General features: G+C 74.3%; 18 protein-coding genes, 4 tRNA genes and 2 pseudogenes. 6 read left to right on the top strand and 18 right to left on the bottom strand.

The features are described from left to right. Both ACQRUO_RS30745 and ACQRUO_RS30740 read right to left on the bottom strand, forming a co-directional pair. Nucleotides 1–931, bottom strand: a pseudogene (locus ACQRUO_RS30745) (hypothetical protein); the annotation flags it as partial. Further along, on the bottom strand, nucleotides 928–1,680 hold the full coding sequence (locus ACQRUO_RS30740; RefSeq protein WP_428319385.1) for an ABC transporter ATP-binding protein: 753 nt from the start codon (nucleotides 1,678–1,680) through the stop codon (nucleotides 928–930). The pseudogene ACQRUO_RS30745 and the gene ACQRUO_RS30740, both read right to left, overlap by 4 nt. 134 nt (nucleotides 1,681–1,814) lie before the next feature. Here ACQRUO_RS30740 and ACQRUO_RS30735 point away from each other — a divergent pair, with 134 nt between their 5' ends. After that, complete coding sequence (locus tag ACQRUO_RS30735; RefSeq protein WP_428319384.1) at nucleotides 1,815–2,663, top strand: hypothetical protein; 849 nt, start codon at nucleotides 1,815–1,817, stop codon at nucleotides 2,661–2,663. A gap of 14 nt (nucleotides 2,664–2,677) precedes the next feature. Here the strand turns inward: ACQRUO_RS30735 and ACQRUO_RS30730 are convergent. The 3 genes from ACQRUO_RS30730 to ACQRUO_RS30720 all read right to left on the bottom strand — a co-directional run bounded on the left by ACQRUO_RS30730 (nucleotide 2,678) and on the right by ACQRUO_RS30720 (nucleotide 3,040). After that, nucleotides 2,678–2,753: transfer RNA gene (locus ACQRUO_RS30730), tRNA-Arg, on the bottom strand. Nucleotides 2,754–2,834: 81 nt separating this feature from the next. Then, nucleotides 2,835–2,907: transfer RNA gene (locus ACQRUO_RS30725), tRNA-Ala, on the bottom strand. Between the two features lie 59 nt (nucleotides 2,908–2,966). Beyond that, nucleotides 2,967–3,040: transfer RNA gene (locus ACQRUO_RS30720), tRNA-Trp, on the bottom strand. A gap of 132 nt (nucleotides 3,041–3,172) precedes the next feature. On the opposite strand from ACQRUO_RS30720, the gene ACQRUO_RS30715 reads away from it, so the two are divergent. Both ACQRUO_RS30715 and ACQRUO_RS30710 read left to right on the top strand, forming a co-directional pair. Next, on the top strand, nucleotides 3,173–4,585 hold the full coding sequence (locus tag ACQRUO_RS30715) for a DUF2201 family putative metallopeptidase (RefSeq protein WP_428319383.1): 1,413 nt from the start codon (nucleotides 3,173–3,175) through the stop codon (nucleotides 4,583–4,585). 66 nt (nucleotides 4,586–4,651) lie between these two features. After that, entirely contained in the window at nucleotides 4,652–6,496 is a 1,845-nt protein-coding gene (locus ACQRUO_RS30710) for an AAA family ATPase (protein WP_428319382.1), read from the top strand. A 15-nt stretch (nucleotides 6,497–6,511) separates the two neighbouring features. Here ACQRUO_RS30710 and ACQRUO_RS30705 read toward each other — a convergent pair whose 3' ends face one another. The 7 genes and pseudogenes from ACQRUO_RS30705 to ACQRUO_RS30675 all read right to left on the bottom strand — a co-directional run. Further along, nucleotides 6,512–7,786: a ribonuclease inhibitor gene (locus tag ACQRUO_RS30705; RefSeq protein ID WP_428319381.1), complete on the bottom strand. Its 1,275-nt coding sequence runs from the start codon at nucleotides 7,784–7,786 to the stop codon at nucleotides 6,512–6,514. After that, nucleotides 7,783–9,249 carry an SDR family NAD(P)-dependent oxidoreductase gene (locus tag ACQRUO_RS30700; protein WP_428319380.1) on the bottom strand — a complete coding sequence of 489 codons (1,467 nt, stop codon included), beginning with the start codon at nucleotides 9,247–9,249 and terminating at the stop codon, nucleotides 7,783–7,785. The genes ACQRUO_RS30705 and ACQRUO_RS30700 overlap by 4 nt, the downstream gene beginning before the upstream one ends. Nucleotides 9,250–9,285: 36 nt before the next feature. Further along, a tRNA-Asp gene (locus ACQRUO_RS30695) sits at nucleotides 9,286–9,357 on the bottom strand. A 109-nt stretch (nucleotides 9,358–9,466) separates the two neighbouring features. Next, a complete protein-coding gene (locus tag ACQRUO_RS30690; RefSeq protein ID WP_428319379.1) occupies nucleotides 9,467–10,657 on the bottom strand; it encodes an alpha-hydroxy-acid oxidizing protein in 1,191 nt (396 codons plus the stop codon). A 318-nt stretch (nucleotides 10,658–10,975) separates the two neighbouring features. Next, on the bottom strand, nucleotides 10,976–12,451 hold the full coding sequence (locus ACQRUO_RS30685; protein ID WP_428319378.1) for an MFS transporter: 1,476 nt from the start codon (nucleotides 12,449–12,451) through the stop codon (nucleotides 10,976–10,978). Nucleotides 12,452–12,601: 150 nt separating this feature from the next. Beyond that, entirely contained in the window at nucleotides 12,602–13,072 is a 471-nt protein-coding gene (locus tag ACQRUO_RS30680; RefSeq protein WP_428319377.1) for an NUDIX domain-containing protein, read from the bottom strand. A 4-nt stretch (nucleotides 13,073–13,076) separates the two neighbouring features. Beyond that, nucleotides 13,077–13,577 (bottom strand): annotated as a pseudogene (locus tag ACQRUO_RS30675) (XRE family transcriptional regulator); the annotation flags it as partial. A gap of 147 nt (nucleotides 13,578–13,724) precedes the next feature. Here ACQRUO_RS30675 and tgmA point away from each other — a divergent pair. Genes tgmA through tgmC form a run of 3 tightly spaced genes read left to right on the top strand, consistent with a single transcriptional unit; the run spans nucleotide 13,725 to nucleotide 16,100 of the window. After that, nucleotides 13,725–14,000: a putative ATP-grasp-modified RiPP gene (gene tgmA, locus ACQRUO_RS30670; protein WP_428319376.1), complete on the top strand. Its 276-nt coding sequence runs from the start codon at nucleotides 13,725–13,727 to the stop codon at nucleotides 13,998–14,000. Between the two features lies 1 nt (nucleotide 14,001). Continuing rightward, on the top strand, nucleotides 14,002–14,961 hold the full coding sequence (tgmB, locus tag ACQRUO_RS30665; RefSeq protein WP_428319375.1) for an ATP-grasp ribosomal peptide maturase: 960 nt from the start codon (nucleotides 14,002–14,004) through the stop codon (nucleotides 14,959–14,961). Next, the gene (tgmC, locus tag ACQRUO_RS30660; RefSeq protein ID WP_428319374.1) at nucleotides 14,958–16,100 is read left to right on the top strand and encodes an ATP-grasp peptide maturase system methyltransferase; all 1,143 of its coding nucleotides are present in this window, start codon (nucleotides 14,958–14,960) and stop codon (nucleotides 16,098–16,100) included. Before tgmB ends, tgmC begins: the two co-directional genes overlap by 4 nt. A gap of 60 nt (nucleotides 16,101–16,160) precedes the next feature. Here tgmC and ACQRUO_RS30655 read toward each other — a convergent pair whose 3' ends face one another. The 6 genes from ACQRUO_RS30655 to ACQRUO_RS30630 form a co-directional block, all read right to left on the bottom strand. Beyond that, on the bottom strand, nucleotides 16,161–16,649 hold the full coding sequence (locus ACQRUO_RS30655) for a glutathione peroxidase (protein ID WP_428319373.1): 489 nt from the start codon (nucleotides 16,647–16,649) through the stop codon (nucleotides 16,161–16,163). 30 nt (nucleotides 16,650–16,679) lie between these two features. Further along, nucleotides 16,680–17,720 carry an LLM class flavin-dependent oxidoreductase gene (locus tag ACQRUO_RS30650; protein ID WP_428319372.1) on the bottom strand — a complete coding sequence of 347 codons (1,041 nt, stop codon included), beginning with the start codon at nucleotides 17,718–17,720 and terminating at the stop codon, nucleotides 16,680–16,682. Nucleotides 17,721–17,819: 99 nt separating this feature from the next. After that, the gene (locus ACQRUO_RS30645) at nucleotides 17,820–18,800 is read right to left on the bottom strand and encodes an NADPH:quinone reductase (protein ID WP_428319371.1); all 981 of its coding nucleotides are present in this window, start codon (nucleotides 18,798–18,800) and stop codon (nucleotides 17,820–17,822) included. Between the two features lie 81 nt (nucleotides 18,801–18,881). After that, a complete protein-coding gene (locus tag ACQRUO_RS30640) occupies nucleotides 18,882–20,897 on the bottom strand; it encodes an FAD/NAD(P)-binding protein (protein ID WP_428319370.1) in 2,016 nt (671 codons plus the stop codon). Nucleotides 20,898–21,038: 141 nt separating this feature from the next. Next, the gene (locus ACQRUO_RS30635) at nucleotides 21,039–22,613 is read right to left on the bottom strand and encodes a class I adenylate-forming enzyme family protein (protein WP_428319369.1); all 1,575 of its coding nucleotides are present in this window, start codon (nucleotides 22,611–22,613) and stop codon (nucleotides 21,039–21,041) included. Nucleotides 22,614–22,718: 105 nt separating this feature from the next. Then, nucleotides 22,719–23,297, bottom strand: a complete 579-nt coding sequence (locus ACQRUO_RS30630) for an SRPBCC family protein (RefSeq protein ID WP_428319368.1) — start codon at nucleotides 23,295–23,297, stop codon at nucleotides 22,719–22,721. Nucleotides 23,298–23,793: the final 496 nt, after the last annotated feature.

The following is a 23,793-nucleotide window of genomic DNA, read 5'->3' as shown; positions in this document are numbered from 1 at the left end:
CGGCCGCCCGGTCGGCCAGCACCAGGGCCGCCGCCGTGCCGCCGACCAGCAGCGCGGCCGCCACCCAGGCCCCGGCCACCGCGCCCCGGGTCGGCGCCAGCGCCGCGATCCCGGCCCAGCCCCACGGCCCGGACCAGAGCTCGACCAGCTCCAGCGTCCGCACCCGGTGCCCGGCTGCGGCCAGTCCGCTCTGCGCCGCCAGCGCCAGCACCAGCACGGCGGCCGGCGGGGTGAGCCGGCGCACCCAGCGGGCCGCCGCGTCGCTGCGCTCCACCAGCAGCCCGGCGCAGGTGGCCAGCAGCGGCAGGCTCACCCCGGCCACCAGGCACCAGCCGAGCGCGGCCGGCAGCCCGATCCGCTGGGTCAGCCCGAGCACCACCATCCCGGCCACCGCCGCCACCAGGCCGGGGAAGGCCGCAAGCGCGCAGGAGAGCCAGAACCAGGGCCGCAGCACCGGGCGCGGGCGCACCGGGTGGGCGAGCAGCCAGTCGGTGCTGGCCCGCGGCGGCACCACCGGGCCCCGCCACAGGCCGTCGCGGACCGCGAGCAGCACGGTGGCCAGGCCGACGGCGGCGATGCCGGTGGGCAGCGCGGCCAGCAGGGTGGCGCCGTGCGTGGTGTAGTCGGCGCCGCGCTGGGCCTGCAGGAAGAGGCCCAGGCTCGGCACCCCGCCCCAGATCAGCAGGATCAGCAGCACGCAGTAGAGGGCGAAGCCGAGCTGCTTGGCCCGGTTCAGGCGGTAGGGCGCGCGCATGGCGCGCAGCAGCGCCAACGTCTCGGTGGTCCAGTCGTCCTCCTCGGCCCAGCCGTCGCCGGCCGGCCCGGAGGCTTCCTCGACCGACGACTCCACCGTGGTGGACAGCTCCGACTCGGTGGACAGCTCCGACTCGGTGGACAGCTCCGGTTCGGTGGACAGGCCCGACTCGGTCACCGGGCCCCCAGCGCGTCGCCGCGGTCCAGGACCTTGGCCGGGGCGCCCTGGGCCACCACCCGGCCGTCCTCCAGCACCACCACCCGGTCCGCGAGCTCGCGCGCCAGGTCGGTGTGGTGGGTGACCAGCAGGACCGCCACGCCGTCGGCCAGCTCGGCCCGCAGCAGCTCGGCCAGCCGCCGCCGGGCCTCCGGGTCCAGCCGCTGCTCGGGCTCGTCCAGCAGCAGCAGGTCGCGCGGCCGCACCAGGGCGCAGGCCAGCAGCAGGGCCTGCAGCTGCCCGGAGGAGAGGGCCGAGGGCAACGCGTCGGCCCGCTCGGTGAGCAGCCGGTCCGCGAGCACCTGGGCCACCCAGGTCCGGGCGTCGGCCACGCCGTGCGCGGTGGCGACCAGCAGCAGGTGCTCGCGCACCGTGAGGTCGGGGTAGTGCGCGACGGTGTCGCCGACCATCGCGACCCGGGCCCGGATCCGCGGGTCGTTCTCGTCCATCGGCAGCCCGTCGAACCGCACCGTGCCGCGGGTCGGCAGGTCACGGCCGGCCGCCACCCGCAGCAGGGTGGACTTGCCGGAGCCGTTGTGTCCGAGCAGCGCCACGCACTCCCCGGCGGCCAGCGACAGGTCCACCGGGTGCAGCACCTCGCGGTCCCCGTAGCTGCGGCTGACCTGGCTCAGCTGGAGCAGCGCGGGGCGCTTGGCGGGGCGGCGGCCCTTGGCGGGCGGTGGCGTGGTGGCCGGGGGTGTTGTGGCCATGCTGGAGGGTCCTCCCGAGACGAGCGTCCGTCCACAGTACCGAGGGTTTATTGGGGGACGGCCGGTCAGTGCCGGCTGGCATGATGTGCGGGCGACGGACGCGGGGACGAGAACACGGGGACGAGCGGGGGACCATGAACCTGGGTGCGGCGACCGCCCACGCGGTGCGCTGTCTGCTGGAGCTGCTGGACGGGCCCGCCGCGGCGCGGGTCGGGGAGCGGCTGCGACTGGACCTCGCGGAGCCGGTCGAGCGCCGCGGCGGTTGGCGCGCCGTGCAGCAGCACCGCGGTTCGGTGCTGCACTGGCTGCTGGAGAGCGACCAGCCGGAGGTCAACCGGCAGCTGCTCCGCAGCGGCTACCTGCCGCGCGGCCTGCAGCGGGACGTGCTGGCCGGGGTCCGGTTCGGGCCGGGTGCCGGCCCGGGGGCGGGGGCCGACGGGCCGCTGCCGGTGCTGGACGGCGGGATCCGGCCGGAGCACCCCGAGGAGCCGCTGCCGGACCTGCTCGCGGCACTGTACGGTGCGGGCAAGCTGAGCCGGGCCCGGACCGTGGTCGCCGGACTGCGCCGCGCGCACTGGCCGGAGCTCGCGCAGGCGGACCGGCTACGTCCGCTGCCCGGCTACGTCCGCTGGGCGCTGGTCGAGCGGTTCGACTGCCCCGACGAGCTGCGGCAGTCCTTCGGCGACAACCCGCGCTACCGCCACCGGCTGCGGGAGGCGGGGATCCGGACGGATCCGCGCCAGCTGCTGTGGACCGGCGCGCCGGCCCGGGACCTGGTGCCGCTCCTCGAACTGGGCCGCTGGGGCTTCCCGGAGCGGTTGGCGCCGGCCGAGCGGGAGCTGCGCGAGCTGGTGCGGGCCGAGGTGGGCGGCAACCCGGAGGCCTGGGCGGTGCTGGCGCAGCTGCTGCCGGACTTCGTCGGGACGCTGCCGCAGCTGATCAGTACGGCGGGGGCCATCGCCGGTGGTCCCGGGGGCGGTTGAGCGGCGGAGGCGGCTGGGGCCGGTCGGATTCGAACCGACGTGAGTCCTGATCCGCAGTCAGGGCGCGCCTGCCTCTGCGCTACGAGCCCCAGCCGTGCGGGTGACTCTACCGGGGCGGGCGGGGCGAGTGGTGCGGGTGCGGCGGCCGCGGCGGGACGGTGTATCGGGGGGCGGAGCCGACCGGATTCGAACCGGCGTCCTCCCGCTTGCCGTGCAGGTGCGACATCCACTGCGCTACGGCCCCAACGCCCCCGGGCCCGACTCTACCGGGTCGGGCGGGAGTTGGTGGAGCCCCCGCACGATCGGGGCCGGTCGGATTCGAACCGACGTGTCCCGGTTCTGGAGACCGGTGCGCCTTCCTCTGCGCTACGAGCCCCGACCGCACCGCCGACCCTATCCAACTCCGATCCGTGCGACTCCGATCCGTGCGACTCCGACCCGGCCGACTCCGACCCGGCCGACCCCGGCCTGTCCGACCCCGACCCGTCCGACTCCGAGCGGAGACCCCGATGCCCCACGGCGCCCCGCGCACCCACGTGGTCGACCTGACCGACCGCCGTGCGCTGCTCCGGTACCGCCCGGCCGCCCCCGAGGTGCGGGCCGAGGCCGAGCGGCTCAAGGAGGCCGCGCTGCTGGACTTCGGGCTGACCGAGTCCGCCGTCGCCTCCTGGCTGTACGCCAAGTGCCACCACCAGCTCGCCACCACCGCCGTGGACACCGCCGCCGTGGTGGCCTCCGGCGACGGCAGCTGCCTGCTGCTCTACAACCCGGACTTCTTCGTCGCGCTCGGCCTCGACGGCGTCAAGTTCGTGCTCTTCCACGAGGCCCGGCACCTGATCCAGCGCCACCTGTTCGCCGACCCCGAGCTGCGCCGCGACCCGGTCTTCCGGATCGCCACCGAGGTGACCATCAACCACGTGGCGCTGGTCCGGCTCGGCCGCGACGAACTGCCGCTGCTGGACGGCGAACCGGTCGGTATCGACCCGCGCGCGATCCACCGCGCCTACCAGGCCGACCTGGCCGCCCAGGGCCTGGACGCGGTGGACTACGCCGTCTTCACCGACACCGACCAGAGCGTGTACCGCGAGCTGAAGCGGATGACCGACCCGCCGGTGCCGGCGGAGCGCTGCCTGCACCTGCACGCCGACGGCACCCCCGACCGACTGCCCGCCGACCAGGAGACCATCGACGGGGTCGGCTCCTCGGTGCTGCTCAACGTGCTGCTCGCGGCCCGCCGCGGCCACCGCCCCGCCGACCAGGAGCTGCGCGACCTGCTCGGCCGCACCGAGGAGGGCTCCGAGCGGGCCCGGCAGCTCTGGGGCACGCTGAGCGCGGGCCTGGTGCGCGGGCGCACCGATGCCACCCGGCGGGTCGACTGGTGGCAGCGCTGGCTGGTCGACGTGCTGGCGAGCCGGCTGACCGAGGGCGAGCGGCTGGTCTACCCGAAGAAGCGCGGCGCACTGCTGGCCGCCCTCGGGCAGCAGCCGATGCTCGCCCGCCGCGGCCCGGTGCGGCAGCGGGTGCTGGTGATCGCCTACGACACCTCGGGCTCGATGCCGCAGCGGGTGGTCGACTGGCTGACCGAGCTGGTCGGGCGGATCGACGGGGTGCGGGCGCACTGGCTGGCCTTCGACGCCGCGGTGCTGCCGTTCCGTCCCGGCGAGCGGGTGTACGGCGGTGGCGGCACCAGCTTCCAGGCCGTCGCCGACCACGTCGAGGGCCGCACCGTGACCGTCGACGGCACCCGGTTCACCGAGCAGGTGGACGCCGTACTGGTGCTCACCGACGGCTACGCCCCGCACATCACCCCGGCCGAGCCGGAGAAGTGGATCTGGCTGATCACCGAGGGCGGCGACGACTGGCCCGACCACCACCGCCCGCCGATGGCCTGCCACCGCGTCACCACGGGAGACCTTCGATGACCACCGCCACGGGACACCTTCGATGACGACCAGCACGAGCGAGACGACCAGCACGGGAGGGCTCCGATGACCACCACCGCACCCGCCGCCCGGCCCTGGCGGGCCACCGCCAGCTACCCGCAGCCGCCCGAGGGCCACCGCGGCTGCTCCCGGCTGGAGTCGTTCATCGACGCGATGATCGAACTCGGCCAGACCGGGCAGGTCTTCGGCGAGCACGGCATCGGCAAGACCGCCACCTTCCACGCCCACGTCGCGGCCCGGCACCCGGGGGTGCGGCTGGTGGTGGTGCCCGCCGCCAACCTGACGCCGGACGACCTGCTCGCCAACGCGCCGGTGCGCGACCCGGACACCGGTGACCTGGTGCTCCGGCAGCTGCTGATGAGCCAACTGATGCCCGGGCAGCCGTTCGTGCTGCTGATCGACGACTCGTTGCAGGCGGGCGAGACCATCCAGGCGCAGCTGATGCAGATCTCCTGCAACTGGACGCTCGGCGAGCACGACCTGCGTGCGCTCGGCTGCGTCGGCGTCTTCCTGACCGACAACGAGTCGCTCGCCGAGACCAGCTCCCGGCGCAGCGACCTGGCCATCCTGGACCGGATGGTGACGCTGCGGATCACCGCCGAGGACACCGCCTGGCGGTACGGGCTGGCCGCCGCCTTCCCGGAGCTGGACCTGAAGCCGGTCTTCGCGATCTGGGCCTCGCTCGACCCCGCGGTCCGCGAACTGCTCTCGCCGCGCACCCTGGAGCACGTGCTGGCCAATGCGCGCGAGGGCTTCCCGCTGGTCTGGGGCCTGCCGCTGGTCAACGGCGAACGGCTGCGGCTGGCCGAGCCCGGCCCGGACGGCGCGCCCGGCCGGGACCGCACCCACGAGATCCTGGACCGGATCGCCGGCGCGCTCGGCGTGCCCAACCCGGACCGGATCGCCGACCCGGTCCGCCGGGTGCTGCGCGCCGCCCTGGAGCGGCGCTGGTCCGTGCTGCTCCAGGGCCCGCCCGGCTGCGGCAAGACCGAGCTGGTGCGCCAGGTGACCCGGGAGCAGCTGGGCCGCGACCCGCTCTACTTCTCGCTGCCGGTCACCAACGTCGAGGACCTGTGCGCCCCGATCCCGACCGCCGAGGGCGCCCTGCACAACCTGCTCGCGGCCGGCTTCACCGGCTCCGCGCCCAAGGCGATCGTCTGGGACGAGTACAACCGCCCCAAGGACCGCGCGGCCTTCGCCAAGCTGATGGAGATCACCCAGGAGTGGTCGATCGCCGGCGTCCGGATCCCCGGCCTGCGGGCGCAGATCGCGCTCCAGAACCCGCCCTACCACCTGGGGCGCAAGCTGCTCGTCGCCCGCAACAACATCGCCCAGGCGACCCGGTTCACCGCTTCGCTCGACCTCGACCCGGCCGACATCCCGGCCAACGAGTGGCTGATCGCCCGGTACGGCGCGGTCGCCGAGACGGTGCTCGACTGGTGGAAGTACGACCTGGACGAGGAGGGCCGCGGCTGGATCAGCAAGCGCACCATGGAGCGCCTGATCAAGCTGCACCAGCGGGACCTGCCGCTCCAGCTGGGCACCGTCTACCTGGGCGACGGCGAGTACGCGCCGGTCCCGCTGACCGGGCTGGAGGACCGGCTGGCCGGGCGGCGGCGGGCCGGGCTGCGGGAGATCGTCGCCGAGCTGGACCGTTGGGAGGAGCGGCTGCGGCGGGCCGCCGAGCAGTCCGGCGAGGGCGGCAACGACACCGACCTGGTGCACCAGGCGATCGCCAACGCCGAGCTGTCCCAACTGCGCCGGCACCGGCGGGCGGTGGCCAGGCTGGTGCGGTACCTGCCGCCGAAGCTGCGGGCCGGCTACCTGGCCGGGGCCGGGCCGGAGCAGCAGCGGTACTGGATCGAGCTGTTCGCCGCGCTGCCGCGGTGAACCGGGTACGGGTGGTCAGCTGTCCCGGCCGGTGGGCGGTGGCGCGGTCCGGTGGACGCTCTGCACCGCCGCCACGTCCGCCGGCATCGCCGGCCAGGGCACCTCGGCGCTGAGCGCCTCGAACCGGCGGCGCACCGTGGTGGCGATGCCCTTGCCGAGCACGTAGCGGGTCGGGGAGGCGGCTCGTTCCGCCTGGGCCAGCAGGTGCAGCGCCGCGCGGCTGCGCAGGCCGGTGTTGGCCAGCACCAGGTGGCGCAGCCGGTGCGGGCGCGCCGCCAGCGCGGCCCCGAGCGTGCCCATCGCCTCGGCGTCCAGCCGGTTGTCGGCCGCGCCCAGCACCCCGGCGGCCTTGACCCGGCCCAGGTCCAGCAGCTCCACCCCCGCCGCGGCGGCCGCGGCCACCAGACGGGCGGCCGGCTGCGGCCCGATGCCGTTGCTGGCCAGCGAGAGCCGGCGCAGCCGTCCGGGCGGCGCCTGCTCCAGTGCGGCGGCCACGGTCTGCCCACCGGCGTCGCCGAGGCCGGCCGCCGAGGCGTACAGCTCCTCGGTGGCACCGGCCAGCAGCAGCCGGGCCAGCTGCTCGGCGCCGGCCGGGCCGAGCCGGTTGCCGCCCAGGTAGAGCCGCTCGAAGGTCCGCCCGGTGCGGGCCAGGTGGACCAGCACGGCATCGGCCAGCACCGCCAGCCCGGCCGGGTCCAGGCCGGTCTGCACCAGGTCCAGGGTGCGCAGCTGCTCGGCGGCGGCCACCAGGTCGGCCGCGGCCCGTCCGGCGCCGGTGCCCAGCGGGTTGCGCTTCAGCCAGAGCGCGCGGACGGCCTGCGGCGAGGCCCGCAGTCGGTCGGCGATCCGGCAGGCGCCGGTCGTGGTGATCCCGTTGCAGCCCAGGTAGAGGGTGCGCACGTCGCTGCCGACCGCCCGGGCCGCCACCCGCTCGGCGCCCGCGTCGCCGAGGCCGTCGGTGCCCAGCAGCAGGTGCCGCACCGGGCCCGGGGCCCCGTCGGCGGCGCGCGGTTGCAGCGCCTCGGCCACCAGCAGCGCGCCGTCCGGCCCGAGTTGCTGCTTGCACAGGTCGAGCCGTCCGTCCGGCAGTGCGGTGCCGGCCGGGAAGTCCAGCCGTTCCGCGGCCGGCTGTCCGGCCCGCAGCCAGCTGAGCAGCGGGGCCAGGTCGACCACGGGCCGCGGCACGATCGGGGCGATGCCGTGGGCGGGGTGCTCCGGGGCGGCGAGGTGCGGGGAGCCGGGCTGCGCCGGGGCGGGGTGCGCCGGGGTGGGGTGGTCCGCGGTGCTCACCAGGCCGCCTCTCGGTAGTCCTTCAGGAAGACACCCGCCACCGGGTCGCCCGCCTCGCCGCGCACGATCGGGTCGTACACCCGGGCCGCGCCGTCCACCACGTCCAGCGGGGTGCGGAAGCCGTGCTCCGCGATCCGGGCCTTCTTCGGGGCCGGGTTCTCGTCGGTGATCCAGCCGGTGTCCACGGCGCACATGTGCACGCCCTGCGCGGCGAGTTCGGCCGCGCTGGTCCGGGTGAGCATGTTGAGCGCGGCCTTGGCCATGTTGGTGTGCGGGTGGCCGGCCATCTTGTTGCGCACCTCGAACCGGCCCTCGACGGCGGTCACGTTGACGATGTAGCGGCGCGGCTGCGGGGCGGCCAGCAGCAGCGGCAGCAGCCGGTCGCAGAGCAGCGCCGGGGCCAGCGCGTTGACCAGCTGGGTCTCCAGCAGCTCGGCCGGGTCCAGCTCGCCGAGCTTGGCCGACCAGGAGTTCTGCGGCGCCGGGTCGGGCAGCAGCCCGGCCTCGTCCACCGCGTGCCACAGCTCGGCGTCGGCTCCGGTGCCGGGAGCCGGTCCGCCGGCCAACTCGGCCGCCGGCCAGGCGTCGCGCAGCGCCGGCAGCGGGCGGAAGCCCGGCGCCGACCGCACCGCGACGCCCGGCGGCAGCTCGCCCCGCTCGCCCTCGGCCAGCAGCGCGTACGCCTCGGGCGGGCGGCGCAGGGTCTGGGCGGCGTTGTTGACCAGGATGTCCAGCGGCCGCCCGGAGGCGCGCAGTTGCTCGCAGAGCCCGATCACCTGGCGCGGATCGCGCAGGTCGATGCCGACCACGGTGAGCCGCTCCCACCACTGCTCGCTGCCGGGCGCGGCCCGGAACCGGCGCACCGTGTCGTGCGGGAACCGGCTGGTGACGATCAGTTCGGCGCCGTCCCGGAGCATCATCAGCGCCAGTTGGAAGCCGATCTTCACCCGGCCGCCGGTGAGCAGCGCCCGGCGCCCGCGCAGGTCGGTGCTCAGGCCGCGCCGGCGGCGGTTGTCGTCGGCGCAGGCCGCGCAGAGCGCGTGGTAGAAGCCGTCCACCCGGTGGTAGAGCGACTTGCAGACGTAGCAGCGGCGCGGCCGCAGCAGGCTGGCCACCGCGCCGCGCTGCGCGGGCACCTCGAGCGGGGCGTCCTCGCGGCGGCCCGGGTCGCCGGTGACGGTGCCGGCCAGCGCTGCGGCGTCGATCGCGGACACCTCGGCGCGGCGTGCCTTGCGGCGGAGCTGACGCCCGTCGCGCACGAAGGCCTCGGCCTCGCGCTCGGTGCGCAGCCGCACCGGGTGGTCGACGGGCAGCCGGCGCAGCCGGGCGAGCAGCCGGGAGTAGGCGTCGAGCTCCGCCGGGGTCGGCTCGTCGCCGCCCGGCCGGTCCACCACCGGCGCTGCCGGCTCGGCAAGTGCCGGCTCGGCCAGTCCTGCCGGCTCTGTCAGTTCTGCGTCCTGCACCGCGCCCCCGTTCGTCGCCCTTCCTGCGGGCATGAGTGGCCCCGGCCGGATTCGAACCGGCGTTTCCACCATGACGTAGTGGTGCGCCTGCCTCTGCGCGACGGGGCCGACGGCGCGCGGCGCCGGACAGCGGACGCCATGCTAGCGGGCGCTGCCGACGACGCCGGCGGGCGGTGCCGACCAGCTCGCCGCCGGTCGGCACCGCCGCGCGGGCAGGTCAGCCGGTGCGGCGCAGCGCCCCCTCGGCCCGCAGGGCGGCCAGGGTGGGGTAGCCGTCCACCGCCATCAACAGGTCGGCCTCGGCCAGCAGCGAGCGCAGCACGTGCACGATCCCGTCCTCGCCGCCCACCGCCAGCCCGTACGCGTACGGGCGGCCCACCCCGACCGCCGTTGCGCCCAGCGCCAGCGCCTTGACCACGTCCGCGCCGCTGCGCACCCCCGAGTCGAAGAGCACCGGCAGCTCGCCGGCGGCCTCGACCACCTCGGGCAGCAGGTCGAGCGCCGCGAGGCCGCCGTTGGCCTGCCGGCCGCCGTGGTTGGAGCAGTAGATCCCGTCCACCCCGCCGTCCCGGGCCCGGCGCACGTCCTCCGGGTGGCAGAGGCCCTTGAGGATGATCGGCAGGTCGGTCAGCGAGCGCAGCCAGGGCAGGTCGTCCCAGGTCAACGGGTTGGCGAAGATCCCGGCCCACTCCAGCACGGCGGCCCGCGGGTCCTCCTCCGGCGCCTTGGCCAGCCGTGACCGGAACACCGGGTCGCCGGTGTAGTTGGTCAGGCAGTGGCCGCGCAACTGCGGGAAGGCGCCCAGCACCAGGTCACGCGGTCGCCAGCCGAGCACCCAGGTGTCCAGGGTGACCACGATCCCGCGGAACCCGGCCGCCTCCGCCCGGTGCACCAGGCTCTCCGCCAGCTTGCGGTCGGCCGGGACGTACAGCTGGAAGAAGCCGGGCGTGCCGCCGAACTCGGAAGCCACCTGTTCCATCGGGTCCACGGTGAGGGTGGAGGCCACCATCGGCACCCCGGTCCGGGCGGCCGCCCGGGCGGTGGCCAGGTCGCCGTGCCCGTCCTGCGCGCACAGCCCGATCACCCCGACCGGCGCCATGAACAGCGGCGACGGCAGCCGGTGGCCGAACAGCTCGACCGACAGGTCGCGTTCGGCGGCCCCCACCAGCATCCGCGGCACCAGCCCCCACCGCTCGAAGGCCGCGCTGTTGGCACGCTGGGTCAGCTCGTCCCCGGCGCCTCCCGCCACGTACGACCACAACTCGGCGGGCAGCGCCGCCTCCGCCCGTGCGGCCAACGCGGCGAAGGTCATCGGCAGCCGCGGCAGCACGCCGCCGAGCGCCTCGAGGTGGAGTTCGAGCTGGTAGGCGCCGAAGTTCCTGAACTCGCCCACGGCTTCGTCGGTCATCCCGGCCACGCTCCTCACGGCGTCCTGCCGACGCCCATCGGCCGACCCCGGCCGGCGGGCCGGGGTCACCTGGCACGGTGGCAGACCGCGGGGCGGGGCGCCAGGGGGCACCGGGGTGAGGGAGGCCTGGGGCGTGTCTTTCGGATCACGCCGGGCGGTCGCCGCCGGGGCACGCACCTCGACGGCTTCTCGTCAGTCGCCGATGGCCCCCAGCCTTCGGCCGGGAGGTGCCCCCACCGCATGGACTTCTTCCTCGGCGCCGCCGATGCACGCACCCCAACGCCGCCCGCTGATCCGACGTGATCCGAAAGACACGCCCTACCGGCGGTTCGCCACCGGGTGGGCGGCCGGAGCCGTGGCGGAGTCCTGCTGCGCGCTGATCGCCTCCGCCTGGCGGCGGGCGGCGGCGAGCCACAGGGAGGCTGCTCCGGCCAGCAGGGCGGCCGCGACCACCGCCGTCCAGCCGTGCCGCAGACCGTCCAGCACGGCCTGCGGTCCGCGCGCGGCGCCGAGCAGACTGACCGTCAGCGCCACCCCGACCACCGCGCCGACCTGCCGGGCCATGGTGGTCACCGCCGACCCGGTGGCGAACCGCGCCGGCGGCAGTGCGGCCGCGGCGGCCCCGATCAGCGTAGGCAGCACTAGCCCCACGCCCAGGCCGGTGAGCAGCATGCCCGGCAGCAGTTCGGTGGCGTACCCGGGGCGGACGCCGCCGGCGACCGACCACCAGCCGACGCCGCAGGCGAACAGCAGGGTGCCCAGCGCCGCCAGGCGTCCCGGTCCGAGGGCCCGCACCAGCGCGGCACTGCCCAGGGCGACCGGCGGCACCAGCAGTGGCCCGGGAGCGATGGCCAGGCCGGTGCGCAGCGCGGAGTACCCCCAGACCTGCTGGCACCAGAGGACCGAGCTGAGCAGCATCCCGGCGAAGGCGAGGTTGAACAGCAGGGCGGCGGTGTTGGCGGCCGCGAAGGCGGGCACCCGCAGCAGCGGCAGTTCGACGACGGGCGCCGGATGACGCGCCGAGCGGCGCAGGAACCCGCCGAGCAGCAGCGCCGCGGCCAGCAGGGCGCCGAGCACCCGGGCCGAGGCCCAGCCCCAGTCGTCGCCCTTGACCAGGGCCACCGCGAGCGCGGCGATGGCGGCGGTGAGCAGCCCCGCACCGAGCAGGTCCGGCAGCGGACCGCTCTCCCGGCCGCCCACCCTGGGCAGCACGCGGACGCCCGCGACCAGGGCGAGAAGGCCGACCGGGACGTTGGCGAGGAACACCCAGCGCCAGTCGGCCTCGACCAGCAGCCCGCCGAGGACCGGGCCGAGACCGGCAGCGATCCCGCCGATCGACGCCCAGGCCCGGACGGCGCCCGGGCGTTCGGCCGGCGGCGTGGCGTCGAGCAGCAGCGCCAGCGAGGTGGGGATCAGCGCGGCGGCGCCCGCAGCCTGGACCACCCGGGCGGCGTCGAGCCAACCCACCGCCGGGGTGAGCGCGCAGAGTGCGGAGGCGACGGTGAAGACCGCGAGCCCGGCGAGGAACACCGCCCGGTGGCCGACCCGGTCGGCCAGCCGCCCGGCGGCGACCAGCAGGGCGGCGAACACGATCGCATAGCCGTTGAGCACCCAGGACAGGGTCGCCAGGCTGCTGCCGTGGAAGTGGCGCTGCATCGCCGGCAGCGCGACGTTGACGATGAACAGGTCGAGGTTCGAGACGAAGACCGCCGCGGCGACGACCAGGAACGCGGTGCGGCGGCGCGGGGCGGACGATGGGGTGGCGACTGAGATTGATTTTCCAACTCTCTCCATGGCGCGGAACGCTAGCGGGAGTGAGTTTGAATACGCAACCCATGGGGTGAAGTCGCTCGCCACGGTGGGTCAGGAGGTGGCAGCCGGACGCGCGGTGAGCAGTGTCGGTGCGGCGGGACTACGCGGGGAGCTGGGCCTCGAAGGCGGCGGTCATCCCAGGTAGGGCGTTGCCCGGTGCTCCAGGAAGTGCCGGAGCCGGAGTCGTTGGGTGTGATGCATCGGCAGGGCGTCGATGTCGACGGGGGCGACGAACCGGAGGTCCGTGGACTCGCTGGAGATGCGCAGGTCACCGCCCGTGATGCGGGCGGTGAAGCAGACGTTGAACTGCTGGCGGACCTCACCGTCCGAGTACGCGATGACATGCCGGGGGTCGGTGTAGGTTCCGACCAGACCGGTGATCTCGACGTCGAGTCCGGTCTCTTCCCGGACCTCTCGAACGGCCGTTCCGGGAAGCGACTCTCCGAGGTCCATCGTCCCGCCGGGCAACGCGTACAGCCCGTTGTCGGTCCGTCGTTGCAGCAGGACGCGGCCCTCGTCGTCGGTCACGACGGCGGATGCCGCCACGACGAGCCGGGTCGGCTCGGGGGCGCCGGGGGCGTCGTAGTACTCGGTTCGTGCCACGTGATCAGTTCTCCTCGACCGGTCGGGTGGTGTCCCACACTGCGTCGAAGCTTGCAGCATAGGTGTCGAACAGCGTCCCTCCGTCAGACTGCCGCAGGTGCCAGACGGGAGCGCCGAAGGCGTTGACGCCCCACACATGGGCGTTCACGAGTACCTGGTCATCTGCGCGGTACAGACTGTTGTACAGCGTCGTCTCGTGGGTGCGGATCGTGATTCCCAGGGTCCCCAGGAGTGGTCGGTAGTGCAGGAGCGCAAGCCTGCAGCGGGACTCGATACCGTGGCCGAACTTCTCCTCCTCCCCGCGCCGTCTGACGTTTGCGCTGACTGGGTCGCCCAGGGCGATCCGGACCGTGCAGCCCTCGGCAGCGCGCTCACGGAGCAGGTGGTTCAGACGGGGGTACGCCTCATGGAGGAAGACCGCCGCGTAGACCAGAACGTCAATCCGCTCCGTGGCCTTGCCGAGCAGGTCCACGAAGACCGAAACCGGTAGGTCGGCCCGCTGTTGATTGGGTCCTTGTGCGGGGACGTTCTATCGCGTGAGGGACGTCCCCAAGTGCCCTTCGTACGAGGTTCCACCGTCCCGAGTGGTTGCCGGAACTTGGTGTCCTCCGAGTAGTCGGCACCTCGGCAACCACCGTAGGAAGGAAGTGGTATGAGCACTGCAGCTCCGTGGGGTACCACGAGGATGGGGCCGTTCGTGGAGTCCGGGCGCCTGCCCGTGCTCACCTCGGTCATCGACCCCGAATCGCAGGTCGCCGTGTACTACGACGACCAGGGGCGTGCGGTCGAGATGGGGGCGCACGGCACCAGTACCGAAACCAGTACGCCCACCAGCACGGGAGGTGGCGACGGCCGGAGCGGCGAGCAGAACCAGCCGACCGACATCGACAGCGTGCCCGCCAACGACCAGGACCAGGGCACCGGCTGACATGAGCGACGATCGGCCCGGATCCGTACTGGTCCTGACCAACTCACGCGACAGTACGGCGGATGTGGTTCTTCGCATCCTCGCTGAGCGTCGGGTCCCGGTCGTGCGCGTGGACCCCGCTGTCGATCTCCACAGTGGTGCCTCGCTGACTGCCAGGTACGACGCTGGTGGTCAGCGGGGCACACTGGTGACGCCGACTCGCGCACTCGACCTTCGACACGTCCGGTCGGTCTGGTGGAGACGCCCCACGGCGTACTGTGGCCCGTCCGACCTCGATGGTCAGGACGCCGAGTTCGCCGGCTCGCAGATGTTCTGGGGAGTCGGCGGCATTCTTGCTTCACTGCCTGGAGCGCACTACATGAATCACCCGTGGCAGATCAGGAACGGAGAGTACAAACCAGCTCAGTTGGCCGCCGCGCTGCGTTGTGGCCTCCGGGTACCCGAGACGACCATCACGCTGGACCCCGCTGAGGCCCGCAGGTTCTGCGCTGGGCGGTCCGCCGTCTACAAGCCGTTGTGGAACACCCGGTACCGCGACCTGAACGACAAGGCACAGCAGGTCTGGGTACGAGTGGTCGATCCGGCCGACATCACCGACAGGATCTCCGCCTGCCCTCACTTGTTCCAAGCGAAGGTCGAGAAGATCTTCGACGTGCGACTGACGGCTGTTGGCACGCGGCTGTTCGCCACTCGGATCACGAGCCCGGAACTCGATTGGCGGCGACGGCAGGACCTGCTGACCTATGAGCCCATCAGCACACCGGACTCCGTGGCGGCCTCGGTCGCCCGCTACCTCAGCGAGATGGGTCTTGTCTTCGGAGCCTTCGATTTCGCCGTGACAGCTGACGGTGACTGGTACTTCCTTGAATGCAACCCCAGTGGCCAGTGGGCCTGGTTCCCTGCCGAGATCACTACGCCCATCGCCCGTGCGATCGCCGATGAACTGGAGAGCCCGCAATGACGTCTCCCGAACGCCTGAGGGCAAGGCTGGTGGACAAGCTCATCACGGCCGGCACGCTGACCGACCCGGCCTGGCGCACGGCCGCCGAGGTGGTACCCCGTGAGCTGTTCGTCAGCAGCTTCTTCGCAGAGGTGGCGGGCAGCAACCCGACCAGTTATCGCGCGACCCACCCGGACGCCCCCGGCTGGCTCGAAGCCGTGTACGGCGACGAGACGCTGGTCACCCAACTCGACGGTCGGATCGGCCCGGCGGACGTCGGCGGGCGGCCCGTGAGCGGTGCGCCGTCGTCGTCCTCGACGCTCCCCTCCCTGGTACTCGGCATGTGGCAGCAACTCGACGTCGCCGATGGGCACCGCGTGCTCGAAATCGGTACCGGGACCGGCTATTCGACGGCCCTGGGGGCACATCGGCTCGGCTCGGCGAACCTCGTCAGCGTCGAGGTGGACCCGGGCGTCGCCGAACGTGCCGGGCGCGCGATCACGGCGGCCGGGTACACACCGACCTTGGTGGTCGGCGACGGCCTCGGCGGTCACCGCGATGGCGCACCCTACGATCGGCTGATCGCCACCTGCTCGGTGCGTTACGTGCCGATGCCGTGGCTGTACCAGGTGAACCCAGGTGGCAGGATTCTGGTCACCCTGACCGGGTGGAGCTTCCGGTTCGGCCTCGCCCTGTTGACCGTGTCCGAGCCCGGACGCGCAACCGGCCGGTTCCTGCCCGGGTACACGAGTTTCATGGTGGCGCGCCCGCACGACCGGCCGCCTCGGCAGACGCTCTGGCTCATGCCCGGCGACGAACGGCCGACGCGGATCGACCCGGCCCTGATCAGTGACTGGACCGGCGGTTGGGTCGCCCAACTCGCCGCCCCGAGCGCCGAGCAGATGGGTATGGGCGGACAGCAGATCCTGTCGGACGTGGCCACCGGCTCCCAGGCTCGAACGACGCACGGTCCCGACGGCGGGTGGACCGTGACCCAGCGCGGGCCGTTGCGGCTCTGGGACCAGGTGGAGGACGCCGTCCTGGTCTGGCAGGCGGCCGGTTCACCGCATCAGGAGGGGTTCGGGATCACGATCACCGAGAACGGGCAGCGGGTGTGGATCGGCAGCGAGGACGGGCCCGGGTGGGACCTGCCGATCTGAGTGCGCTGCCCGGGTGACCGCATGGCGCAAGGCTGGTGCGGTCACCCGGGGTGGGCGGGACTACGCGGGGAGCTGGGCCTCGATGGCGGCGAGCAGGTCCGCGTCCTCCGGGGTGGTGCGGGGGCGGAAGCGGGCGACCGCGCTGCCGTCGGGGGCGATCAGGAACTTCTCGAAGTTCCACTGCACGTCGCCCGCCTCGCCGGCGGCGTCAGCCAGCTCGGTCAGCTGCTGGTAGAGCGGGTGGCGGTCGGCGCCGTTGACCTCGATCTTCGCCAGCAGTGGGAAGGAGACGCCGTAGGTGGTGGAGCAGAACTCCTGGATCTCCTCCGCGCTGCCCGGCTCCTGCCCGCCGAACTGGTTGCACGGCACGCCGAGCACCGTGAACCCGCGGTCCGCGTACTGCTTCTGCAGCTGCTCCAGGCCGGTGTACTGCGGGGTCAGGCCGCACTTGGAGGCGACGTTGACCAGCAGGACCGCCTTGCCGGTGTAGTCGGCGAGGCTGGTCGGGCGGCCGTCGAGGGTCTGCAGGGGGATCTGGGCCAGGGTCATCTGGGGTTTCCTTCCGAGGGACGTCATGGGTCAGGGCTTTTCTACCAGGGGCAGTCCCAGCGCCTGCGCGAGCAGTCGGTAGGACTCGTGCAGGGCGGGACGGTCGTAGGCGTGGGTGGTGACCAGGAACTCGTCGGCTCCGGTGCGCGCCAGCAGCCCGCGGACCTCCGCAGCTGCCCGGTCGGGGGTGCCGGCGATCTGGCCGGTGACGGCCTGCTGGAACGCGGCCTGCTCGCGGGGGGTCATCGAGCGGGAGAGCACGTCCGACTCCGGGGCGAGCGGCGGGAACTCACCGTGGGTGCGCGAGTACGCGGTCGACCAGGCCTCCGACACCAGCAGCCGCTGCGCCGCCTCCGTGGTCTCCGCGACCGCGACGTTGCCGGAGATCACCACGTAGGGCCGAGCGGCCTGCGCGGAGGGCCGGAACCCGCTGCGGTAGCGGTCGATCGCCTCCACCATCTTCTCCTCGCCGCGCAGCCCGCCGATCACCAGCGGCAGCCCGGCTGCCGCGGCGAGGTCGGCCCCGGTGCCGGTGGCGAGGACGAAGGCGGGCACCGTGAGGCCCTCGGCGGGGCGGGCGTGCACGTCGGTGCGGCTGCGCCCGGTGCCGTCGAAGTAGGCCAGCAGTTCGGTGATCTGTTCGGCGAAGCGGTCGGCGGCGTCTTTCTCCCGGCCGAGCGCGCGGCGCACCCCGTCGGTGAAGGCCACCGAGCGCCCCAGCCCCATGTCGATCCGCTCCGGGAAGAGGGCGGCGAGCACCCCGAACTGCTCGGCGACCACCAGCGGCTGGTGGTTGGGCAGCATCACGCCGCCGGTGCCCACCCGGATCCGCGAGGTCGCGCCGGCCACCGCCGCGGCCAGGACGGTCGGCGCCGACCCGGCGACCCCGGGCACGCCGTGGTGCTCGGCCACCCAGAACCGATGGTAGCCCAGCTGCTCCGCCCACTGCGCGAACGCCACGGTCTCCCGCACCGCCGCCGCGGCCGGGTACCCCTCGCGCACCCGCGACCGGTCCAGCACCGACAGCCGCACCGCGGGTTCCGCTCCGGTTCCGTCCGCCTGCCCAGTCACGACACTCACCACGCTCACGCCCGCTTGCAACACCGGGCGGCCGGGGTGGCATTCCGCCTGCTCCGCGCCGCGCCGCACCCTGGCCGGCGGGGTGCGCGGTCAGCGGCCGGGCAGCAGTGCGACCCGGCGCCCGTGCAGCTCGCCCCGCTCCAGCCGCCGGTGGGTCTCGGCGGCGGCGCTCAGCGGCAGCCGCTCGAGGGCGCGCGGCCGCAGCCGGCCGGCGGCCAGCAGGCGGTTGACGGTCACCGCGGCCTCGGCCAGCTCGGCGGTGCCGGCGTGCGAGATGACGAAGCCGACGATCGAGCCGTCCTTCAGGTACAGGCGGCGCGCCGGCAGCACCGGCTCGGGCTGCTTGACCGCCAGCAGCACGATCCGGCCGCGCGGGGCCAGCAGCTCGACGGCGCCGGTCAGGTCGTTCTGCCCGGAGGTGTCCAGGTAGAGGTCCACCCCGCCGGGGCAGGCGCGGTCGAGCTCGGCGGCCAGGGCGGGATCCCGGTAGTCCAGGGCCACCTCGGCGCCGAGCGAGCGGCAGTACTCCAGGTCCCCGGCCGCGGCGGTGGTCACCACCCGGGCGCCCGCCTCGGCGGCCAGCACCAGCAGCGCGCTGCCCACGTTGCCGGCGCCACCGATCACCAGCACCGTCCGGCCGGCCCGCAGCCGGCCGTGGGTGACCAGGGCGAGGTGGGCGGTGGCGGCCGGATGGACCATGGTCACCGCCTCGACCGGGTCCACGCCGGCGGGCAGCCGGTAGAGCCGGTCGGCCGCCACCACGGCCTGCTCGGCGGCGGCGCCCTGCCGTCCCTCGTGGCCCAGGCTGTTGGACCACACCAGGTCGCCGACGACGAACCCGGGCGCCCCGGGCCCGGCCGCCAGCACGGTGCCGACCAGGTCCCGGCCGACCACCAGCGGGAACGGCACCGGGGTCCGGAAGGCACCGGAGCGGAGCAGGGTGTCCACCGGGTTCACGGTGGTGGCCAGGACCCCGACCAGGACGTCGGTCGGCCCGGGCACCGGCGCCGGCAGCTCGCCGTGGACGATGTTCTCCGGCGGGCCGAGGGCCTCGATGAAGGCTGCGCGCATGGGTGACTCTCGACTCTTCCAGGTCGGTGGGGCGTGACGGCCCCGACAGACGGGATCCGGTTCGGCGGTGGCGGTCGGGGCTCAGACGATGACCCCGGTCAGCTCCGTCCCGCCCGGTACCGGCGCGAGCTCGGCCGGCGGCGGGTCGACCGCCGGCACGCCGGCCGGCGGCAGCGCGAGCACCGCGCGGGCGATCGCGTCGGAGTCGCCCAGCGTCACCGAGTCCACCCCCGGCCGGATCCCGGCCGCGGTGACCCAGTGCACCGACTCGGTCGGCACGCCGTACGCGAAGCGGCGCGGGTGCGCCCGGCCGCGGGCGTCCAGCAGGTGGTACGGCCGTGCGGTGACGGCCAGTCCGCCGGTCTCGTAGCTGCCGCCGCGCTGCGCCGCGATCCGGTAGGTGGTGCACTGCTCGGTGCTCAGCAGGTGCCGGAGCAGCGGGTCGGCGGTGCGCCGCAGGTCGGGTTCGGGGAGCCGGGCCTCCAGCAGCACCGTGGCGCGCACCTCGGGCCCGGGGACCAGGGTGGAGCAGGCGGTGAACGCGGGGACGGCCGGGTCGATCCGGATCTGCGTTCCGGGGCCGGTCGGCACCACCAGGCCCGCCTCGATCAGCGCGATCAGCTCCTCGATCCGCGAGGCCGGCGGGCCGATCGACAGGAAGGCGTTCAGCGGGGTGTACCAGCCCGCCAGCTCGTCCCGGTACGAGTCCCCGGCCAGGCCGCCGTGGTCGACGGCGAGCCGGATCTCGTTGCGCAGGTCGCGCAGCACGTCCAGGGCGGCCTTCAGCGGCCCGCTCACGTTGCCCGCCCGGGCAGCTTGGACGTCCCGGGCCAGGTACCCCAGCAGCCAGCTCCGGAACTCGTCGCGGCTGCCGAACTCCTCGCCGAGGTAGGGCTTGGCGAGCCGCTCCCAGTCCCAGCGGTCGGCCGGCGCGATCGCGAACTCGTCCAGCACGGACGGCAGGTGCGCGGGCGGTGCGGTCAGGTAGCGGTCCCGCAGGCGCTCGCCGTCCGGGGCGCGGCCGCGGGTGCCCAGCAGGGTCGTGTAGTAGACGCTCTCCACCTCGCGGGCGATCAGCGGCCACAGGGCGGTCTCGAAGCGCACCGGCGTGCCGCCCGCGGCCCGTCGGCGCAGCCCCGCGACGTGTTCCGCGGTCAGCAGCCGCGGCAGGTACCGGCCGTGCGCCCCCTTCTCGTTCTCGCCGCGGGAGTGGTAGGGCACCCCGCGCCGCGAGCTGGCGTACAGCACCGGCTCGCGGCCGCTGGCGCGGTAGACCAGCCGGCCGTCGCGCCGGGTGAAGCTGCCGCCGCGGCCGACCGTGAACAGGGCCATGTGGTCGAAGAAGTTGAGGCCCATCCCGCGGACCAGGACGGACTGGCCGGGCCGGATCCCGTCGAGGTCGAGGTCGGCCGGGTTGGCCGGGGTGAGGTACGTGAGGTGGTGGATCCGGGCCAGGCTCGCGGTCCGCTCCTCGCGGGGCGTCGGCCGGGCCGGCACGTGGCCCTGGGCCAGCACCACCGCGTCCAGCCGGTTCAGCCGGGTGCCGTCCGCCAGGCGGATGCCCTGCGGGCCGCCGACCACCCCGAGCACGTCGGCGAGGGCGAGCGCCTGCGAGCGGTGCACCCGGACCGTGACGTGGGCCGGGGCCAGGGCCACCACCCGCTCGAAGCAGTGGTGCAGGTAGCGCCCGTAGAAGGCCCGGGTGGGGTAGCTGTTCGGGGTGAGGTCGCGGGCCTCGGCCAGGGTGGCCTGGTCCAACCCGGATGCCGCCGCGGAGGCCACCCCAGAGGCCGCCCCCGGCGCCGGCAGGGACTTGGCCCACTCGTAGAGCGAGGGACCGGGCTCGATCGGCCCCTCGATCAGCACGCTGTCGTCGGTGTAGCTGGTGATCTGCGCGGCGACGGTGTTCATCAGCAGGTACCGCGACTGCTCCGGGCGCCAGACCGCGCCGGCGCCGGGTGCGGCCGGGTCGACCACGTGCACCAGCAGGGCGCGCGTCCCGGGCGCGGCCCGCGCGTTGGCGCAGAGCCGTTCCAGCAGGGACAGCCCGCGCGGGCCGGCCCCGACGATGCAGATCTCCGTCTGACTGCTGCTCATGACTGCCTTTCCGGGCCGCCGGCGCGGATGCGGCCGGGACGGTGGCGGGGGCGAGGGCGGTGGCGGGAGGTGCCGCGCGGCCGCCGGCACGGGGGTGGCCAGCGGGCGCGCGGCAGCTGTGGTGCGGCCGGTCGGTCGGGCTCAGCCCGCGACCGGGCCGGCCGCCACCAGGCGGGCCAGCTCCAAGCGCTTGATCTTGGTGGTCGCGGTCTGCGGCAGGTCCGTGCGCCGCCACTGCAGCGGGGGAGCCATCGGCGGCAGCCCCGAGGCCGCCGCCTGCCAGGCGTCCCGGTCCAGCGGTGCGTCGTCCTTGGTGCAGACCACCGGCAGGGCACGGCCGTCCGGACCCGGGATGATGACCACCTCGGCGAGCTCGGCGAGCCGGCCGAGCAGGGCGTCCTCGGCGGCCAGCGTGCTGCCGAAGCCCTCGATCAGGTCGACCTCGCGGTCCAGCAGGTGCACGCAGCCCCACTTGGTGCGGTAGCCGACGTCGCCCATCCGCCACCAGCCGCCGGCCGACACCTGCCGGTCGTAGCGCTCCTGCTCGCCCAGGTAGGTGACGATCCGTCCGTCGCTGCGCACCTCGATGTAGCCCGGGTTGCTGCTGGACGGCGGGGCGCCGTTGCGGCTGACCACCCGGACCCCGGTCATCCCGGGGAACGGCATGCCCACGCAGCGCCCGTCGGCCTCCGGCCCCCGGTGCGGGCCGAAGGAGCGCACCACCGCCGGCCCGACCTCGCTCTGCCCGTACAGTTGCCCGAAGACCGGCGCCGTGCGCCGGCTGGCGCCCAGCAGCCGCTGCACGGTGCGCGGGTGGATCGCGTCGAAGGTGCTGCTGAACAGCTTGACGTTGGCCAGCGGCCGGCGCGGGTCGTCGGCCAACTCCTCCCACTCCATGAAGGAGTTGGGGTGCGCCTCCAGGATGCCGGGCCGCATCCGGGCGAACAGGTCGGCCACCCGCCCCGGGTCGGAGTCGGCGAGCACGATGATCGGGAAGCCGCGCAGCAGCGAGATGCTGAGGGCGGTGAACAGCCGGGAGTGGACGAAGGAGACGTGCATCGCGATGATCTCCCGCCGGGGGACCACGGGGGAGAGCGCGGTCGCCTGCGGTCGGTAGCGGGCCTGCATGGTGCGGCCGGTGTGGACGGCCAGTTTGGGCGTGCCGGTGGTGCCGGAGGTGTGGGTGATCAGCATCGGGTGCTCCGCGGGCATGGTCACCGCCGGGACCCGGGGCGCGCCGGCCAGGTCGGCCAGGGCGGTCGCCCGCGGGTGGGACCCGGTGGCGAGCAGCACCCGCTCGGCCCGTTCGAACACCGTCTCCGGCAGTGCCGAGCCCACCTTGGCCTCGTCGGTGACCAGGTAGGGGCGGTCGGCCCGGCGCACCAGCTCGGCCACCGTCCCGCCGTCCAGCTGCGGCGACAGCAGCACCGGGACGGCGCCGATCCGTACGGCGGCGCAGGCCAGCAGCGTGATGTCGAAGCCGTCGGACTTGTGGATCACCACCCGGTCGGTCGGCCGCACCCGGGCCGCCCACAGTCGGGCGGCGAAGTCGTCCACCAGGTCGGCGAGTTCCGAGACCGTGGCGCGGCGCCCGAGCTCCGGGGCGATGTCCAGGGTGTGGTCGAGGACGATGACGTTGGCGGGGTGCCGGGCGGCGGCCCGCGCGAAGAGCGTGCCCAGTCGCATGCCCCGGTTGGCTACGCGCTGCAGGAACATCCGCGGTCTCCCTCGTGCCGCGTCCGGGGACGCGGGTCGGTCGGATGGACGCGGTGCCGGCCCCGGCCGGCACCGCCGCTGGTGGGCGTCACTGCTGCCGTGACGTCAGTGCTGCTCGGTCGGCTCGGTCTGCTCGGTCGGCTCGGTCTTCTCGGCGAGGGCCTTGATGCGGCCGAGCGTGGCGCGGATGTCGCCCTCCAGCTTGACCGCCCAGTCGGCGTAGAAGGTCCTGGTCTCGGCCTCGTCCAGGCCGGAGACGATCCGCAGGATGCCCTTGGTCGGACGGTTCATCCGGAACCGGTGGACCAGGACGCTGCCCGCACCGTCCGGGGTGATGTCGTAGGCCCAGACGCTGTCCTCCTTGACGCCGTCGCTGTTGTACATCTGCCAGGAGAAGATCCGTCCCGGGTCGGCGGCCACGACCTCGGACTGGGTCGTCCAGGCCCCGCGCGGCACCGGCGCCCAGGCGACCACGTCGTCGTGCCGGAAGTTCGCGCTGCGGAAGATCGCGCCCACGGTGGACGGCTCCCCGGAGACCCACTCGATGCTCTTGCACTCGCGGCTCCACTCCTTGCTGCGGGCCACGTCGCTGACCACCGCGTAGATCTCCAACGGGCTGGCGGAGATCCGCAGTTCGGCGCTGACCTGGAAGAGCGGCTGCTGGTCGGCGGGCTGACTCGTCATGGTGGTCCAGCTTCCTGGCTAGGCAGGCAACGGCGTTGCCTTGCGGGTCGACCGCGGGTGCGGCGCAGTGGGTCCGGGCCCGCCGGCTGGGGCGGGCGCCGCCGGGTACGTCGGCACGGCGGTGGGAACGGGTCGGCGTCGGTACGGCGTCGCCGGGTGGGCGCGGGGTCCGCCGGCCGGCGAGGCTGCGGGTCCCACGCGGGGGCTGTTCGCCCGAATTGCGTTGCCAGCCTATGGAGCTCGAGCGGGGCTCCTGTACCCCTAGAGCCCCCTAAAAGGGGGTGGCGGCGTGCAGGGTTGCCGCAGGCCGGCGGGTAGGGGAGTAGCAATGGGGGTGGCGACGGGGCCCGCCCGCCGCACGGGCCCGGAGCACGCGAAGAGCCGCCGCGACCGGTCGGTGAGACTAGCGGGGGGGGGATTGCTAAGAATGTAAATGGGGGGGGGGTGTAGAAATATTTTGAGTACCACCCCCTGTCCACGAAAGCAAAACACTCCC

Source organism: Kitasatospora sp. LaBMicrA B282 (genome assembly GCF_050325825.1).
Taxonomy (GTDB): Bacteria; Actinomycetota; Actinomycetes; order Streptomycetales; family Streptomycetaceae; genus Kitasatospora.
Note: the sequence above shows the minus strand (reverse complement) of the source record. Positions and strands in the feature narration are given on the sequence as shown.